Consider the following 17,658-nt stretch of genomic DNA (forward strand, 5'->3'; position numbering starts at 1 on the left):
AAGCTGCTGCAATTGTTTGGGAGGGGTGCATGCGGCAGTTCACATGGGACGATCTGCAATATTTTCTTGCGGTTGCGCGCACCGGCCAGCTCTCGACTGCGGCGCGGCAATTGCGCACCAGCCATGTTACGGTTCTGCGTCGGATCGACCGGCTGGAACAGGCCCTTTCGACCAAGCTTTTCGAGCGCAATCCGCGCGGTTACCTGCTGACGCCGATCGGTGAACGACTGGTGGTGTCTGCCGAGGTCATGGAGCGCGAGGCGATGAAGTTCCAGACAGAGGCAACCGGCAATATGGCGGCGCTGTCGGGTGTTGTGCGTCTTTCGACGCTGGAGGGCTTCGGCAATTTCTTTCTTGCTGATCGCCTGCCGGTGTTGGCGCAATCTTATCCGAGCCTGTTCGTGGAAGTGGTGACGATCCAGCAGATCATGTCGCTGTCACGCCGCGAGGCGGAATTGTCGATCACGCTGCATATGCCGCGTACCGGCCCCTATCACAGCGAGAAGCTGACGCCTTATCGTCTCTTTATTTATGGTCATCGCGATTATCTGGAGCGGCACCCGCCGATCAGGACGCGCGAAGATATGGCCCGGCATCCCTTCATCGGTTATATCGACGACATGGTTTTCACGCCGGGCCTCGATTATATGCGCGAAATCCTGCCGGGGCAGCGCTGTACCTATCAAAGCTCCAGCATTCATGCGCAGCTGATCGCCACGCAGATCGGCTATGGGCTGTGTGTGCTGCCTTACTTCATCGCGAGCCGGCATCCGGAACTGGTCCCGGTCCTGCCGCGTGAGATGCATCTGGTGCGTGAATACTGGATGAGCTGCCATATCGATGTAATGGCCGCGCCGCGTATTCGGGTGCTGAGTGATTTTATGATCCAGGCTGTCCGCGAATCTTCAGCAATATTCCTTGGGGAACCCCTGCTGCGGGCATGATATTATCGTAAGGTTATCGTTTGCGTCCGGTCAGATCGTGCCGCCGCCAATAGCGAAAATGCATGTAATGACGAGCGCTGTAAAGCCGAACCCGATAATGAATAGATTAAGCGTCTTCATGCCCCCTCCTTTCAACCCAGGGGCGTTATGTTCGACTTGCGGTAGAATGTCTACCTTAAATTGCAGTGATCCAAACTAAAGTTGTATAGCTGAATTTCAGACGGTTTCACGCTCGATATCACGGCGAAGCACGATTGCTGTAGTGAGATCCTCTACGGTTTCATGGGTGGCGATGAGATCGCGCAAGCTGTTGAGCCGGTCTATGGAGGGAACTTCAACCTCGACGATCAAATCGAGCTGGCCGCTGACTGACGATACCCGACGCACTTCGGCATGACGCGCCAGTTCATCGAGAAGACCGAGTGCCGGGGTGCGCTTGAGGCTGACCAGGATCATGGCGCGAATGACATTCTTGTCGATCTGGCCGATATCTGCCCTATAACCGCGAATGACACCATTCTTCTCAAGATTGGCGACGCGCTCTCCGGTCGCGCTGCGCGAAAGCCCGATGCGGCCCGCCAGCGTCTTCAACGGAATGCGCGCTTCCTTGGAGAGAATGGCCAGTATCTCGCGATCCTTCGTATCGAGTTCCCGCATATGCCGTTCCTTTGTCTCGCCGTAAATGTGCCGGTCCATTCCGGCAAAGTGCCGGTCCGACCGACGCCTTGTCTGATGCCTGAAAATTGCGGACATGCCAAGCTTCCATCTTCTGATGTCCTATTTGCATTCAACCCGTGAAGCGCTTTCCATGACCGATATCTCGCATCCCGCTCCTGATTTTTCTGCGCAAGAGGCTGAGGTGCTGGCCCAGCTTCACTTCGGCGTGACGGCGAGTGCCTCGCCGCTCGACAGCGAGCGCGACCGCAATTTCCGGCTGAGGACGGGCAACGGATCGGGGGACTGGATTCTGAAGGTCGTGAATGCCAGTGAACCGCGTGTCGAAAGCGAGTTCCAGACTGCGCTTCTACAGCATCTGGCCAATGCCGACCCCGCGCTTGCCGTACCGCGCCTGAAGGCAAGCTTGTCGGGCGAAGTGCTGGTCTCTGCAGAAAAAGAGCATGGCAAGCCCCATGCGCTGCGGGTGGCAAGCTGGCTTCCTGGCACGCCGCTGGCGGAGGTCAAGCGCACCAAAACGCTGATGCATAATCTGGGCAGCGCGCTTGGCGAACTGGATCGTGCGTTGCAGGGCTTCATTCATCCGGGCGCCTTGCGCGATTTCGACTGGGATCTGCGCCATGCAGGCCGGGCGCGTGACCGGCTGCACTTCATCGACAAGCCGGAGGACCGCGCCGTCATCGAGCGTTTCCTTGTCCGTTTCGAGCGCGATGTGGCGCCGAAGCTGCCGCTTTTGCGTGCGCAGGTGATCCACAATGACGCCAATGACTGGAACGTGCTGGTCGACCCACAGGATAATGAACGTATTGCCGGGCTGATCGATTTTGGCGATGCGGTTCACACCGTGCTGGTTGCCGAAGTAGCGATTGCTGCTGCCTATTCCATTCTGGATATGGACGACCCGATTGGTGCGGCTGCTGCCCTTGCTGCCGGGTTCCATGCGAAATATCCGCTTCTGCCGCAGGAAATCGATCTCATATTCGATCTGATTGCGATGCGCCTCGTTACAAGTGTCACGCTATCGGCCTCGCGCCGCGAAAAGACCGATGACAATCCTTATCTTGCGATCAGCGAAGCGCCTGCGTGGCGGCTTCTGCATAAGCTTGATGCGATGAACCCGCGCTTTGCCACGGCGATCCTGCGCAAGGCGTGCGGGTTCGATGCTGTCGACGGGGCCGGTGCGGTGCGCGACTGGATCAGCGCCAACCGGAAGAATTTTGCTCCCATTCTCCGCCCGCATCCGGCGACGATGACCAAGGCGCTGGTGCCCTATGGCGATCCGGCGCATGTGATGACGGTCGATTCCGCCGGTCAGCGCCCGAAGGAGGCAACCGCCTGGTGGGATGATTTCTGTGCCCGCAACCATATTGAGCTTGGCATTGGGCCATGGGGCGAAAAGCGCACCGTTTATACCGATGAGGCGTTCCGTTCCCGCTTTGTCGAAGGCGAGCGGCGTGTCCACCATCTGGGCCTCGACCTGTTCATGCCTGCAGGCACGCCCGTCTACACGCCGCTTGCAGCCACCGTGAAAAGCGTCGAGATCGAGACCGCGCCGCTTGGCTATGGCGGGCTGATCGCGCTGGAGCATCAGTCGGAAGGCTGCCCGCCTTTCATCACGCTCTGGGGCCATATGGCGCATGAGGCCGTGTCGCGCCTGAAGCCGGGACAAAAGCTTGCCGCCGGTGATCTCGTCGGTCCCATGGGCGATATGCACGAGAACGGCGGCTGGACGCCACATCTTCATTTCCAGATTTCAACCGATATTGGCCTCACGGCAGCGGAAATTCTGGGCGTCGGTGAATATGCCTATCTCGAAGTCTGGGCCGATATCTTCCCCGATGCCGCGCCTCTTGCCGATATTCCGGCGGAAGCCTTCCACCAGACCGGGCGCACGCGGGCCGAAATCGTCAGCGCCCGCAAGGATATTCTGCTGCCGAACCTCTCTATCTCCTATTCCGAGCCGATCAAGTTCGTGCGCGGCGAGGGGGCATGGCTGATCGACAATCGGGGCCGCGCCTATCTCGATTGCTTCAATAATGTCTGCCATCTCGGTCATGCGCATCCGGAAGTGGTGGAGGCAATTGCCAGACAGGCGGCGATCCTCAACACCAATACGCGCTATTTGCACGACAATATCGTTTCCTATGCGGAACGCCTGACGGCGACTTTGCCTGAAGGATTGACGGTGGCCTCCTTTGCCTGTTCGGGCAGCGAGGCGAACAGTCTGGCGCTGCGTATGGCGCGCGCGCATTCGGGCCAGCGTGATGCGCTGGTGCTCGACTGGGCCTATCACGGCACGACACAGGAGCTGATCGATCTCAGCCCGTATAAATACAAGCGCAAGGGCGGCAAGGGACGTCCGGATCACGTGTTTGAGGCCGTCATCCCCGACAGCTACCGCGCACCAGAAAACTGGCCGTTGCAGGAACATGGCAAGCGCTTTGCCGAAAGTATTGCCGAACAGATCGAAGCGATCAAAAGCCTTGGACGCGGCCCGGCTTATTTCATTGCCGAGTCGATCCCGAGCGTCGCCGGTCAGGTCTTCCTGCCGGAAGGCTATCTGCAGGAAGTCTACGCGATGGTGCGGGCGGCTGGCGGTGTTTGCATCGCTGACGAAGTTCAGGTTGGTTTCGGTCGTGTCGGCAGCCACTGGTGGGCGTTTGAAATGCAGGACGTGGTGCCGGATATCGTCACCATGGGCAAGCCCATCGGCAATGGTCATCCGATGTCGGCAGTGGTGACAACCCGTGAAATAGCCAACAGCTTCAACAATGGGATGGAATATTTCAACACATTCGGCGGCAATCCGGTGTCCTGTGCGGCAGGGCTGGCGGTGCTAGATGTGATCGAGCGCAATGATCTGCGCCGCAACGCGCTCGATATCGGCAACTATCTTATCGACGGGTTCCGTTCGATGCAGAAGCGCTTTGACATCATCGGTGATGTGCGCGGGCAGGGGCTGTTCCTCGGTATCGAACTGGTCACGGATCGCAAGACCAAGGAACCGGCAACGGCGCTGGCCAAGAAGATCAACGATGGCGCGCGCGAACGCGGCATCCTGATGGGGACCGAAGGTCCGTTCGACAATGTGCTGAAAATGCGCCCGCCGATGATCTTCACACGCGCCAATGCCGATCATCTCTTAAGCGTTCTGGAGTATAGCTTCGCGGCTGCGCTGAAGTAGCCGGTAGTCGGATAACTAAACAAACAACAAGCCCGGCGGCATGTCGCCGGGCAACGGGTCGGCTTTGTCGAAATTCTGGGCCGAAATTCTGGCCCGAAACTCTGGGAGGAGGAACAATGAAAAAGATAGTTTTGGGATCGTTGCTGGCGGCGGGCTTGGCCCTGTCCGCTCAAAGTGGGGCGCAAGCGGATACGCTTTCGACGGTCAAGGAACGCGGCAAGATCAATTGCGGCGTCAGCCAGGGCGTTGCAGGGTTTTCGTCGCCGGACGATCAGGGCAAATGGACCGGCTTCGACATTGATTTTTGCCGTGCGGTGTCGGCGGCGGTCTTTGGCGATCCCGACAAGGTGAGCTTCATTCCGCTTTCGACCAAGGAGCGCTTTACCGCATTGCAATCCGGCACGGTCGATCTGCTATCGCGCCAGACGACCTGGACGCTCTCGCGCGATGCGGGCATGGGCATTCTTTTCGTCGGCACGGCCTATTATGACGGACAGGGTTTCATGATCCGCAAGGATCTGGGCGTCGATAGCGCGACGAAGCTCGACGGCGCGTCGGTTTGCACCGAACAGGGCACGACCACGGAACAGAACGTCGCCGATTATTTCAGCGCCAACAATATCAAATACGAGCCGGTGGTGATCGATTCCGCCGATGGTATTCTGAAGGCGTTTGAAACGGGCCGCTGCGATGTCTACACGACCGATGCGTCCGCGCTTTATGCGCAGCGCCTCAAGCTTGCCGAGCCTGACGCCTTCACCGTTCTGCCGGAAGTTATTTCCAAGGAGCCGCTCGGGCCCGCCGTCCGTCAGGGCGACGACAAATGGTTCAATATCGTTCGCTGGACCCTGTTTGCGATGCTCGAGGCAGAGGAACTGGGTGTTACGCAGGCTTCCGCCGAAGCGGACCTCAACTCCAAAAAGCCGGATGTGCGCCGGTTTCTGGGAAGCGAAGGCGACAACGGCCAGCAGCTCGGCCTCGAGCCGAAATGGGCCTATAATATCGTCTCCAGCATCGGCAATTATGGCGAAATGTTCGAGCGCACCGTCGGCAAGGGCAGCCTGCTCAAGATCGACCGCGGCATCAATGCGCTGTGGAACAAGGGCGGGCTGATGTACGCGCCGCCTGTAAAGTAAAGTTCAGAGCCTTCTAGAGCGGTTCTGGTTAAAACGGAATCACTGGAACCGCTCTAACTCTTTGTTTTGTCGCATTTTCCAACGCAAAACCGCTCCGCACTTTTGCTGGAAATGCTCTATGAAAGAGCCCCGGGAAACCGGGGCTCTTTTGCTTTTACTTTTGCTTGGCGAGACCCTGTTCGCGCATCTGGCTGAGGCTCATCTTCGGTGAAAGCGCTTCGGGATCGATGCGGATTTCGATGAGTCCAGGCTTGCCGGATTTTTCGCAAGCCTCGAAGGCAGGCGCGAAATCAGCGGTCTTTTCCACCACTTCGCCATGTAGGCCATAGGCGCGGGCCAAGGACGCAAAATCGGGGTTCGCAAGGCCGGTGCCCGAAACGCGACCGGGATAGGTGCGCTCCTGATGCATGCGGATCGTGCCATACATGCCATTGTTCACGACGATGAAGATGGCATTGGCGCCATATTGCGCGGCTGTCGCCAGTTCCTGCCCGTTCATGAGGAAACAGCCGTCGCCCGCAAAGGCAACCACTGTGCGTTCCGGCGCGGTGAGCTTGGCCGCAACCGCCGCCGGTACGCCATAGCCCATGGAGCCGTTGGTGGGTGCCAACTGGCTGCGATAGGCGCGGTATTGGTAGAAGCGATGCGGCCAGGCGGAATAGTTGCCCGCGCCATTGGTGATGATGGCGTCGGCAGGCAGATGCGCGCGCAGCCATTCCATCACTTCGCCCATCTGCACATCTCCGGGGATCACCGGCGACTGGATATTGTCGCGATAATCGGCATTGGCGCTGTCGGTCCATGCCTTCCAGCGCGGGCTGGCAACCGGCGCAAGCTTGGCCGCCGCCGCACAGAAGGCAGGCATGGAGGCATTGACCGGAACATCCGCATGATAGACGCGGCCCAGTTCCTCTGCGCCCGGATGGATATGGATGAGCTTCTGCTTTGGCACCGGAATGGATACGAGTTCATAGCCCTGCGTCGTCATTTCGCCAAGGCGGGCGCCAATCACGATCAGCAGGTCTGCATCGCGAACGCGCTGCGCCAGCTTGGGGCTAACCGAGGTTCCCATTTCGCCAGCATAAAGCGGGTGAGTGTTGTCGAACATGTCCTGGCAGCGGAAGGAAGCAGCGACCGGCAGGTGCATGTTCTCGGCAAATTTCCGCAGGTCGCTGACGGCATCGCCATTCCAGCCGCCACCGCCGACGATCACGAGGGGCCGCTCGGCCTTTGCAAGCAGCGCCTGCATGTCCTGCAACTGGTCGGCACCCGGATGCATCTGCACCTGCTTGTAAGCCGGTGCGTCGCTGACGGCGGCATGGGAGGTCAGCATGTCTTCCGGCAGGGCGATCACGACCGGGCCGGGACGTCCGTTGACTGCGCGGTGGAAGGCCTGGCTGACGAGTTCCGGAATGCGTGCGGCATCGTCGATCTGCACGACCCATTTGGCCATCTGGCCGAACATGCGGCGATAATCGATTTCCTGAAACGCCTCGCGCTCGACCTGATCGCTGGCAACCTGCCCGATAAAAAGCAGCATCGGCGTCGAGTCCTGAAAGGCTGTGTGTACACCGATGGAAGCGTTTGTTGCGCCGGGACCGCGCGTGACGAAGCAGATACCCGGCTTGCCGGTCAGCTTGCCATAGGCTTCCGCCATATAGGCCGCGCCGCCTTCCTGCCGGCAGACGATCAGGTCAATCGCATCGCTTGAATCATGAAAGGCGTCAAGCGCGGCGAGGTAGCTCTCGCCGGGGACGCAGAAGACCCGGTCAGCGCCATGGATGCGCAGCGCATCCACCAAAATCTGGCCTCCGGTACGGGCATCGGGTTTGCTCGTCATTATACGCATTTCCTCAATTTTCGAGCCTGTTCCAAAAGTCGCCATGCCGGTCTGCAAATGGCGATTTGTCTGCATTCCGGTGCTCATGTACCCAAAAGTACACTCCGCTCCGGTACTCGAAAATCACCATTTTCGCCTCGGCCTGCCGCTTTTTGATTCAGGCTCTCACCAAAACTGGCTTGGTCAGGACGGTTCTTTCGCCGCCCTTTTCCTCCCAGCCAACCGTGGCTGATATGAACATAGCCAGCGGTGCGAATACAGATTAAACATCATGACTAAACTGTATGAACTCATGATGCACCGGTATGGAGGAACAGCGATGGCCAAGGAAAACACGGGCAAGATCCGCATCGGTATTGGCGGATGGGCCTATGAACCGTGGGACAAGAGCTTCTATCCTGAAAAACTATCGAAGAAGCGCCAGCTTGAATATGCCTCGAGCAAGCTCACATCGATCGAAATCAACAGCACTTATTACGGCCCCCAGAAGCCTGCGACCTTTGCAAAATGGCACGATGAAACGCCGGAAGGCTTTGTGTTTTCACTGAAAGCACCGCGTTTTTCCACCAATCGCCGCGTGCTGGCGGAGGCAGGCGAGAGCATTGAGCGGTTCATAACCGGCGGCATGATGGAGCTGAAGGACAAGCTCGGCGTGGTCAACTGGCAGTTCATGGGTACGAAAAAATTCGATCCCGTGGATTTCGAGGCGTTCTTGAAGCTTCTGCCGAAGCGTGTCGACGGGCGCGATGTGCGCCATGCGGTCGAGGTGCGCCACGACAGTTTCAATTCACCGGACTTTATCGCTTTGTTGCGCGACTATGGGGTGGCCGTGGTGATTGCCGGCGACAGCGCCTTTCCGCAATTTGCCGATATGACCGCGCCTTTCGCCTATTTCCGTATTATGGGCACAGAAGAAAGCGAGCCGCTTGGCTATAGTGATGACCTGCTGGATCAATGGGCGGCACGGGCCAGGGCGATTGCGACCGGAGCGCTTGCCGAAGGATTGAAGACCGTTACGCCGCCCGTTGCCGATCATGTCGCCCGCGATGTCTATCTCTACGTCATCAGCGGCTATAAGGCGCATAATCCGCATGCGGCCATGGCCTTGATCGAACGGACAAAATGATGCCTCGTGGCGGCTGTTGATTTTCATCTGAGTCGTCTGAGCCATCATGTCAAAATTCGATCTTTCCGCGCTTGAAGCCTTCGTTCGCACCATTCCGCAGAATTACAAAGGGCCGGGCGGTGCGGTCGCGGTGGTGAAGGATGGCAAGGTTGTGCTGCGCCATGCATGGGGCTTTGCCGACCTTGCCGCGCGCAAGGCGATGACGCCGGAAACGCGTATGCCGATCTGCTCGGTCAGCAAGCAGTTCACCTGCGCCGTGCTGCTCGACAGTGTCGGCGAGCCGGAAGTTCTGGACGATGCGCTGGCCGCCTATCTCGACAAGTTTGCGGAAGAACGCCCCAGCGTGCGCGATCTGTGCAACAACCAGTCGGGCCTGCGTGATTACTGGGCGCTGACGGTTCTGTGCGGGGCCGAACCGGAAGGCGTCTTTCTGCCCGAACAGGCGCAAAGCCTGCTGCGCCGCCTGAAGACCGCGCATTTCGCGCCGGGCACGCATTATTCCTATTGCAACGGCAATTTCCGCATTCTGGCTGACCTGATCGAAGGCCATACAGGCCGGACATTGATCGACCTCCTGTCGGAGCGCATTTTCCGGCCTGCCGGCATGAAGACGGCAGAGCTTATCCCCGATACGGCGCTGTTTGACGAATGCACCGGCTATGAGGGTGACACGGTGCGCGGCTTCCTGCCCGCCGTCAATCGCATCCACTGGATGGGCGATGCGGGCATTTGCGCGTCGCTGGACGACATGATTGCCTGGGAACAGTTCATCGATGCGATCCGCGACGACGAAAATGGAATCTATCGCCGCCTGAGCGGCCCGCAGACATTCAGCGATGGCGCGCCAGCGCCTTACGGTCTCGGCCTCAAATTCGAGGAGGCGGGCGGCAAGCGGCTGACCGGCCATGGCGGCGCTCTGCGCGGCTGGCGCTGCCAGCGCTGGCATTGCGCCGATGAGCGGCTTTCGACAATCGCCATGTTCAATTTTGAAGGCGGGGCATCCGAGGTCGCCTTCAGGCTGATGAATATCGCGCTCGGGGTTTCCACGGCGGAACCGGCTCGGGTGGAAGCCAATGCTGCATGGTTCGGCTCATGGCTCGACCGTGAAACCGGCCTCGTGTTGAGCCTTGAAGATGCAGGACGTGGACGCATGAAGGCACGTTTCGGCACTGGACCGGAAATCATGGATGTGGTTGGCGAGAACGAAGCGCGTTCCTCGATAACCACGATCCGCCGTGACGGCGATACGATCCATCTGGCGCGTGAGGATGAAAATCTGAGCCTGACAATGCAACGCCTGAAAGGTGCGGTAAAGCAGGATATTGCAGGGTGTTATCGCAGCGACGAAATGGAGGCCGATCTTTTGATCGTCAATGAGGGCGGTGCGTTCTATGGCGCTTTTGAAGGCTTTCTTGGCAAGAGCGATATGTATCCGCTCTATGCGGCGGGGCCGGATGTGTGGCTTTTGCCGGTGCAGCGCTCGATGGATGCGCCAGCGCCCGGCGAATGGAAACTTGTCTTCCGGCGTGACGCCAAAGGCGGAATAACAGGGATGACCGTCGGCTGCTGGCTGGCACGGCATGTGGACTACAGGAGAATTCAGGAATGAGCGAACTGAAAGTCAGAACCCGCGAGACGGGCGCCGTCGCCGAAATGCCGCAGGGAAAACTGCCTGTCATCACCACGCCGACCGGCGGCGTGGTCGAGATTGTCACCAGTGTCAGTCAGGCCGGGTTCAATCCGCTCGATCTCATCTATTCCTCGGTCGCGGCCTGTATGGCGTTGAGCGCTCGTATCGCCGCAGGCAAGCTCGAACTGAAGGAAAAGCTGACCGATGTTCGGGTGGAAGTGAAGGGCGACAAGGCGCATGAAGGGCCGTCGCGTATCGAACGGTTCAACATCACCTTTCATTTCGACGGCGAGCTGTCCGACGACGAAAAACACCGCCTTGCCGAAATGGCTGAGGAAATCTGCACGGTCAGCAATACGCTGCGCGGCGAGCCGCAGTTCGAACTGAAAGTCTCTTAGTCCCTATCTGAAACTGATCTGATCAGATCACGTCCCGGATGCGTTCTACGCCGACTTTAATGACGTTCTCCATAGCCAGACGCGCCTTTCTCGGATCACGCGATGCAATGGCGTGTGCAATACGCAGATGATTGGCCGCGCATTCGGCAATACCTTCCCGCGATGTCGCCGGTGAAGACAGCTGAAACGAGACTGCGAGCGCTGCCTCGATCAGGCCGCTGACCGAGCGCATGAACGGATTGCCGGACATGCGCGCAACGGCAAGATGGAATTCCAGGTCGACCTTGGCGATGGATTCCGGCGTGTGGTTTGGATCGTCGAACTTGGCGGCGAGCGTGTAAAGCTCGACAATTTCGTCGCTGGAAGCGCGCTCGGCTGCGGCTGCGGCGGCTGCCGGTTCCAGCGCCATGCGCATTTCGGCCAGATGATCCACGAAGACTTCGTCGAAGCCCGCCTCGAAGCGCCATGTCAGAACATCGGGATCGAAGAAATTCCAGCTGGCATGACCCAGAACGCGGGTGCCGACCTTGGCCTTGGGTTCGATCAGGCGCTTGGCGGCAAGCGTCTTCATCGCCTCGCGCAGAACGGTGCGGGATACGCCAAAGCGCAGCGACAATTCATGATCGCCGGGAAGGATGGACCCTTCGGGAATGGTTCCCGCGACGATGCCGCGACCGAGTTCCCCCACGACAACCGCGTGGCTGTTGTGGCGCTTGCGTCCGGTTATGGCCGTTTCCAGCAATCCCAATTCAGGCCTCCTTCATGCGTTGCCGCGCCAGCTATGTTTCAACGCGCATCTTATCCGAAAACCGGTTCCCACTTTTCGAGATGCGCCCTAGATCCGAGAACCACGCAAGTCCTCGTTGCAGAGCAATGAACAGAAATAGCAATATACCGATTGCTATTTTCGTCCACCAGGAAGACAGCGTGCCGTCGAATACAATGTATGTCTGGATTAGCCCCTGTATGAGAATGCCGACAAATGTTCCGGCCACAAGGCCCGCGCCACCTGTCAGCAATGTCCCGCCGATCACCACCGAAGCGATGGCGTCGAGTTCCACGCCCACCGTCGCCAGCGAATAGCCGGACGAGGTGTAGAGCGTATAGACGATCCCGGCGAGGCCGGAAAGGATACCCGACATCGTATAGATGCCGATTGTGGTGCGGGCAATCGGAACGCCCATCAGTTCGGCCGATTGCTGGTTGCCGCCCAGCGCATAGATATTGGCCCCGAAGCGCGTGCGATGGGCGATGATGCCGCCGATGATGAAGACTGCCAGCATCACCATGGCGATGAAGGTCAGCCTGCCACCACCCGGAAGTCGGAAATAAAGCCCCTGCAACGTATCGAGGAAAGGATGCGCGATCGGCACCGATTGCGTCGAGATGAGGAAGGCCGCGCCGCGTGCCAGAAACATGCCGGCCAGCGTTGCCACGAAGGGCGGAATCCGCAAGAAATGGATCATCATGCCCATCCACGCCCCGAACAGGGTGGCGATCATCAGAACGAGTACGAAGGCCACAAGCGGATGCACGCCAAGCTGTCCGACCATCACGGCCACGAAAACGCTGGTGAAGGCGATGACCGAGCCGACCGACAGGTCGATGCCGCCCGAAAGGATCACGAATGTCATGCCCACGGCGGCAATGCCGAGAAAGGCGTTGTCGGTCAGGAGATTGCCGATCACGCGCGTCGACAGCATGTTTGGAAATTGGAAGACGCAGATCGCATAGGCGAGCAGGAAGATTGCGACTGTGGTCAGGAAAGGCAGATTGCGAAGAGCTTTCATTGCCGTGCTCCCTGCTGGCTTTGGCGGACCGGGTCGGCTCCGTTGCCCTTGCGCTCCGACCGCAGGAAGGCGATCAGCTGGACAATGGCCGGTGACTGGAAGGTGAGCACGATCACGATGATGACCGCCTTGATGATGAGGTTGAATTCCGGCGGGAAGCCCGCCATCAGTATGCCGGTATTGATCGACTGGATGATGAGCGCGCCGAGCAGCGAGGCCATGATCGAGAAGCGCCCGCCATTGAGCGACGTACCGCCGATGACGACAGCCAGAATGGCGTCGAGTTCCAGCCACAGGCCCGCATTGTTGGCATCTGCGCCGCGAATATCCGCCGTCGCGATCAGCCCCGCAAGGGCAGCGCCGACGCCGGAAACCGCATAGACGCTGAACAGGAGAAAGCGTGCTTTGACGCCTGCCAGCATCGCCGCGCGACGGTTGATACCGGTTGCTTCGATCAGGAAGCCGAGCGCGCTGGAGCGCACCGCGATGCCCACCACCAGACCGGCCAAAATCCATATCAGGACCGGGATTGGTATGCCGAAGAAGGAGCCCGAGCCAAGCGCTGCAAAGGAATCGTTGTTGAAGGTCAGGATCGCGCCTTCAGTGATAAGCTGCGCGATGCCGCGTCCTGTCACCATCAGGATGAGTGTCGCGATGATCGGCTGGATATCGAAGACGGCAACCAGAAAGCCGTTCCACAGGCCGCAGAGCAAACCGACGCCAAGCGCAGCTGGAATAACGATTGCAAGCGGATAGCCTGCAACGATGAGCGACGCGGCAAAAGCGCCGCTGATCGCCATGACCGCGCCGACCGACAGATCGATGCCGCGCGTTGCGATCACCAGCGTCATACCGACGGCCAGAATGGCAACGGGGGCGGCGCGCACCAGAATATCGATCAGGCTGCCATAGAGCCGCCCGTTCTGGAACGAAATGTCGAGAAAGCCTGGCGCGATGATGGTGTTCGCCGCCAGAATGAGCACGAGGGCGGCCAGCTGGGGCGCTAGTCTTTTGAGTTTTCTGGTCATGCGGGCAATCATGCTGCCGCTTCCTTTTCGCTTCCGGTTTCCGCGATGGCGCGCACGATATTGTCGGCAGTAATTTCCTCGCCCTTCAGTTCTGCAACATGGCGACGATCAGACAGGACGATCACGCGGTTGGCGACGGCGGCAAGCTCCTCGAATTCCGACGAGATGATGACGAGCGACATGCCTTCCGCGCAAAGTTCGCCGATGAGCTTGAGGATCTCCGTGTGGGCGCCGATATCGATACCGCGCGTCGGCTCATCGAGGATCAGAAGGCGCGGATCGGTGGCGAGCCAGCGCGCCAGAATGGCTTTCTGCTGGTTGCCGCCAGACAGGAATTTGATCGGCTTGTCGGGGTCGGGTGGGCGAATATCGAGCGCCTTGATGTAGCGCTGGGCAAGCGCCGTCTTCTCCCGCGATGAAAGCGGTCTCGACCAGCCGCGCTTTGCCTGTACGGCGAGCGCAATGTTTTCCGCCATCGAGAAATCGCCAATGATGCCGTCGGTCTTGCGCTCTTCCGGGCAGAAGGCGAAGCGTTCGGCAATCGCCGCAACGGGCGAGGAAAGCCTGATTTCCCTTCCATCGACGGTTAGCCCGCCGCTATCGGCCTCATCGACGCCGAACATCAGGAGCGCGGTTTCGGTGCGGCCAGAGCCGAGCAGCCCGGCAATGCCAACGGCTTCGCCGGGCTTGATCAAGAGATCGAACGGCGCAACGCTGCCCTTCTTGCCGAAGCCTGCAAAGCGGATCGGGGCAATCGTGTCGCGGCTTACTTCCTCGGTGAGCTGGTGACGCACCGCTTCCTGCAATTGGTGGCCGAGCATCATGGAAATGAGGTCAGTGCGCGGCAGTTCCGACAGGTTGCGGCTGCCGACCAACCGTCCGTTGCGCAGCACGGTGGCGCAATCGGCAATCGCGTAGACCTGATCGAGAAAATGGGTGATGACGACGATGCCAAGGCCTTCGGCCTTCAACTGGCGCAGCACGCCGAACAGCATTTCGACTTCACGCGCATCGAGGCTGGCGGTCGGTTCGTCGAGCACCAGCACCTTGCCGGAAAGATCAACCGCGCGGGCAATGGCGATAATCTGGCGGATGGCGACCGAATAGGCAGACAAGGGCGCACCGACATCGATGGCGAGGCCATAGCGGGAAAGGAGTTTTGCTGCATCCTTTTCCATCCGTCCGCGATCAACCAGGCCGAAACGTTTCGGCTGACGTCCAAGAAACAGGTTTTCTGCGACCGTCAGGTTTTCGAGCAGATTGACTTCCTGATAGACTGTGCCGATACCAAGCGTCTGCGCTTCCGCCACGGAGGCGGGCGCAATCGGCTGGCCTTCGAGCAGGATCGAACCATCGAAGCCGTGATATGCACCGGTCAATATCTTGATGAGCGTGGATTTGCCCGCGCCGTTTTCGCCGAGCAGTGCGTGAATTTCCCCACGGTTGAGCGTGAAATCCACATGGTCGAGCGCCGTCACGCCCAAAAAGGATTTGGTAATCGAACGGGCTTCAAGAAGCGGCATTGCGGCCGCCGATGGAGCGTCTTTTGCAGCCATGGCAGTCTTCCATTGCATTTTGCAAAGGTCATTCCGGGCCGCGACAAACGCGGCCCGAGGACGAGAGGATCAGTAGCCGAGACCCTTCTTGGCTTCATAGACGGCTTTTGGATCGTCAGCCTGCGTGTAGAGCTTCGATTCCGTCTGGATCCACTTCGGCGGAACAGTGCCTTTGTCCTTGAAGGCTTCAATCGCGTCGAAGGCCGGGCCTGCCATGTTCGGCGTCAGCTCGACGGTCGCATTGGCTTCGCCATTAGCCATGGCCTGGAAGATATCCGGTACGGAATCGATCGATACGATCTTGATTTCCGTACCCGGCTTCAATCCGGCTTCCTTGATGGCCTGAATGGCCCCGACAGCCATGTCGTCATTGTGGGCATAGACGGCGCAGATATTCTTGCCGCCACCTTCGGCCTTGATGAAGCTTTCCATCACTTCCTTGCCCTTGGTGCGGGTGAAGTCACCGGTCTGCGAACGGGTGATCTTGATGTTGTCGTGTCCTTTGATCGCGTCCTCAAAACCCTTCTTGCGGTTGATGGCAGGCGAGGAGCCGGTGGTGCCCTGAAGCTCGACCACATTGCATGGCTTGTCGCCCACATCCTTCACCAGCCAGTCACCAGCAACCTTGCCCTCATGCACCTGATCGGAGGTCACGGCGGTCAGATAAAGGTCTTCCGGTGAATCGATCTGACGGTCGAGCAGGACGACCGGAATTTCCGCTTCCTTGGCTTCCTTGAGGACCGCATCCCAGCCAGTGGAAACAACGGGTGCGATCAGGATCGCATCAACGCCCTGCGCGATGAAGCCGCGCACGGCTTTGATCTGGTTTTCCTGCTTCTGCTGGGCGTCGGCGAATTTGAGCGTATAGCCGCGCTTTTCAGCTTCCTGCTTGGTCAGGGCGGTTTCTGCGGCGCGCCAGCCTGATTCCGAGCCAATCTGTGAAAAGCCGACCGTCAGCGATGCGGCGGATGCGCTGGAAATCAGCGCGAGCGACAATGTGGCCGTCAGGGCCGTCAAATAGCGTTTCATGATGGTTCCTCCCAATAAGGCTCTCCCAGCCTTATCATTTATGAAGCATATAATATTACTTTATGGCAAGCGTCTTTCGCGTGTAATTATGAAAATTTGAATATGAAGATGTGACGGATATTCTTATTATCAGGGGAAAACAGAGAGTTGTATTAGCTTTTGTCATATAGATAACGTTGGCGTGAAAGTGGCGCCTTCATGCTTGCTTGACAAAGCACTCTTCGGCGAAATAGTCATATTAATAACGGAGCTGCGATCAGTGCCAGATCGACACTCACACGCAGCCGGAGTGAGGTCTGCGGCTTGGCCCGCGGAAATGGGAGGTTTAATGCTACGTCTGGTACAGTTCCGCGGTGCGGGCGGTGAAACGCGTGTGGCTGCATGCGGTGATGAGGGTGCGGCACATATCGTCAAAGGCGCTTCGACGACCTATGAACTGGCTTGGGCAGCAATCAGCGCAGGCATCAGCCTTGCAGAACAGGTGGAGCGCAGCGGCACAGGCGAAGCGGTCGATATCGATGCCGCTCTGGCCACGGGTCGCGTCGGCCTGCCGATCACTCATGCCGATCCGGCGCATCTGATCGTTACAGGCACTGGCCTCACGCATCTCGGGTCTGCCGATGGTCGCGACAAGATGCACAAGGCGGCGCAATCCGCCGAAAAGCCGACCGATTCCATGCGCATGTTCCTGATGGGCGTCGAGGGCGGCAAGCCGAAGCCCGGCCAGACGGGCGTGCAGCCGGAATGGTTCTATAAGGGCGACGGTTCCGCGTTGGTCGCGACCGGCGGCGAACTGGTTTCGCCTTCCTTTGCGGAAGATGGCGGCGAGGAGCCGGAGCTTGCAGGCATTTATCTGATTGGCCCGGATGGTCAGCCGCACCGTCTCGGCTTCTGCCTTGCTAATGAATTCTCCGACCATGTGACTGAAAAGCAGAACTATCTCTGGCTTGCCCATTCCAAGCTGCGTCAGGCATCGCTTGGACCGGAACTCTTTGTCGGCGCGCTGCCGGATCATGTGGAAGGCGTTTCGCGCATTCGCCGCGGCAATGCGGTGATCTTCGAAAAGCCATTCTTGTCGGGCGAAGCGAACATGTCGCACACGATCGCCAATCTGGAACATCATCACTTCAAGTATGCGCTGTTCCGCCGTCCGGGCGATATTCACGTGCACTTCTTCGGCACGGCGACGCTGTCGTTTTCGCATGGCGTGAAGACGCAGGCTGGCGATCAGTTCGAGATTTCGGCAAAGCCGTTCCGCTATCCGCTGGTCAACAGGCTGGCTCAGGCTGCGGCGGAAAAAGTCGCCGTGAGGGCGCTGTGAA

Annotated in this window: 14 protein-coding genes and 1 pseudogene; 8 read left to right on the forward strand and 7 right to left on the reverse strand. The window is 58.9% G+C overall.

Annotated elements, in window-relative coordinates; all coding sequences use genetic code 11:
* The first annotated feature begins 29 nt into the window (after positions 1-29).
* The gene (locus JNC70_RS13970) at positions 30-944 is read left to right on the forward strand and encodes a LysR family transcriptional regulator (protein ID WP_104754294.1); all 915 of its coding nucleotides are present in this window, start codon (positions 30-32) and stop codon (positions 942-944) included.
* A gap of 216 nt (positions 945-1,160) precedes the next feature.
* Here JNC70_RS13970 and JNC70_RS13975 read toward each other — a convergent pair whose 3' ends face one another.
* Positions 1,161-1,601 carry an Lrp/AsnC family transcriptional regulator gene (locus JNC70_RS13975; RefSeq protein WP_104754332.1) on the reverse strand — a complete coding sequence of 147 codons (441 nt, stop codon included), beginning with the start codon at positions 1,599-1,601 and terminating at the stop codon, positions 1,161-1,163.
* Positions 1,602-1,752: 151 nt separating this feature from the next.
* Between JNC70_RS13975 and JNC70_RS13980 the strand changes: the two genes are divergently transcribed.
* Together JNC70_RS13980 and JNC70_RS13985 are read left to right on the forward strand one after the other, a co-directional pair.
* A complete protein-coding gene (locus JNC70_RS13980) occupies positions 1,753-4,803 on the forward strand; it encodes an aminotransferase class III-fold pyridoxal phosphate-dependent enzyme (RefSeq protein WP_104754331.1) in 3,051 nt (1,016 codons plus the stop codon).
* Positions 4,804-4,919: 116 nt separating this feature from the next.
* Complete coding sequence (locus JNC70_RS13985) at positions 4,920-5,939, forward strand: amino acid ABC transporter substrate-binding protein (RefSeq protein WP_104754293.1); 1,020 nt, start codon at positions 4,920-4,922, stop codon at positions 5,937-5,939.
* Between the two features lie 154 nt (positions 5,940-6,093).
* Here JNC70_RS13985 and JNC70_RS13990 read toward each other — a convergent pair whose 3' ends face one another.
* On the reverse strand, positions 6,094-7,779 hold the full coding sequence (locus JNC70_RS13990) for a thiamine pyrophosphate-binding protein (RefSeq protein WP_104754292.1): 1,686 nt from the start codon (positions 7,777-7,779) through the stop codon (positions 6,094-6,096).
* 57 nt (positions 7,780-7,836) lie between these two features.
* Between JNC70_RS13990 and JNC70_RS13995 the strand changes: the two are divergent.
* From JNC70_RS13995 to JNC70_RS14010, 4 genes and pseudogenes are all read left to right on the forward strand, one after another.
* Positions 7,837-7,955, forward strand: a pseudogene (locus JNC70_RS13995) (flagellar basal body P-ring protein FlgI); the annotation flags it as partial.
* A 143-nt stretch (positions 7,956-8,098) separates the two neighbouring features.
* The gene (locus JNC70_RS14000; RefSeq protein ID WP_104754291.1) at positions 8,099-8,905 is read left to right on the forward strand and encodes a DUF72 domain-containing protein; all 807 of its coding nucleotides are present in this window, start codon (positions 8,099-8,101) and stop codon (positions 8,903-8,905) included.
* A 46-nt stretch (positions 8,906-8,951) separates the two neighbouring features.
* Positions 8,952-10,514 carry a D-aminopeptidase gene (locus JNC70_RS14005; protein ID WP_104754290.1) on the forward strand — a complete coding sequence of 521 codons (1,563 nt, stop codon included), beginning with the start codon at positions 8,952-8,954 and terminating at the stop codon, positions 10,512-10,514.
* Complete coding sequence (locus JNC70_RS14010; protein ID WP_104754289.1) at positions 10,511-10,933, forward strand: OsmC family protein; 423 nt, start codon at positions 10,511-10,513, stop codon at positions 10,931-10,933. The genes JNC70_RS14005 and JNC70_RS14010 overlap by 4 nt, the downstream gene beginning before the upstream one ends.
* Before the next feature lie 22 nt (positions 10,934-10,955).
* Here JNC70_RS14010 and JNC70_RS14015 read toward each other — a convergent pair whose 3' ends face one another.
* The 5 genes from JNC70_RS14015 to ytfQ all read right to left on the reverse strand — a co-directional run bounded on the left by JNC70_RS14015 (position 10,956) and on the right by ytfQ (position 16,336).
* Entirely contained in the window at positions 10,956-11,681 is a 726-nt protein-coding gene (locus JNC70_RS14015) for a FadR/GntR family transcriptional regulator (protein ID WP_104754288.1), read from the reverse strand.
* Positions 11,682-11,712: 31 nt separating this feature from the next.
* Entirely contained in the window at positions 11,713-12,723 is a 1,011-nt protein-coding gene (gene yjfF, locus JNC70_RS14020; RefSeq protein ID WP_104754287.1) for a galactofuranose ABC transporter, permease protein YjfF, read from the reverse strand.
* Positions 12,720-13,763, reverse strand: a complete 1,044-nt coding sequence (locus JNC70_RS14025) for an ABC transporter permease (protein WP_104754286.1) — start codon at positions 13,761-13,763, stop codon at positions 12,720-12,722. The genes yjfF and JNC70_RS14025 overlap by 4 nt, the downstream gene beginning before the upstream one ends.
* Positions 13,760-15,307: a sugar ABC transporter ATP-binding protein gene (locus JNC70_RS14030; RefSeq protein ID WP_104754285.1), complete on the reverse strand. Its 1,548-nt coding sequence runs from the start codon at positions 15,305-15,307 to the stop codon at positions 13,760-13,762. Before JNC70_RS14030 ends, JNC70_RS14025 begins: the two co-directional genes overlap by 4 nt.
* Before the next feature lie 69 nt (positions 15,308-15,376).
* Positions 15,377-16,336, reverse strand: a complete 960-nt coding sequence (ytfQ, locus tag JNC70_RS14035; RefSeq protein WP_104754284.1) for a galactofuranose ABC transporter, galactofuranose-binding protein YtfQ — start codon at positions 16,334-16,336, stop codon at positions 15,377-15,379.
* 328 nt (positions 16,337-16,664) lie between these two features.
* On the opposite strand from ytfQ, the gene araD1 reads away from it, so the two are divergent.
* Positions 16,665-17,657: an AraD1 family protein gene (gene araD1 / locus JNC70_RS14040; RefSeq protein ID WP_104754283.1), complete on the forward strand. Its 993-nt coding sequence runs from the start codon at positions 16,665-16,667 to the stop codon at positions 17,655-17,657.
* Position 17,658 lies beyond the last annotated feature (1 nt).

The sequence above is a fragment of the Brucella oryzae genome (assembly GCF_041929965.1).
GTDB lineage: Bacteria > Pseudomonadota > Alphaproteobacteria > Rhizobiales > Rhizobiaceae > Brucella > Brucella oryzae.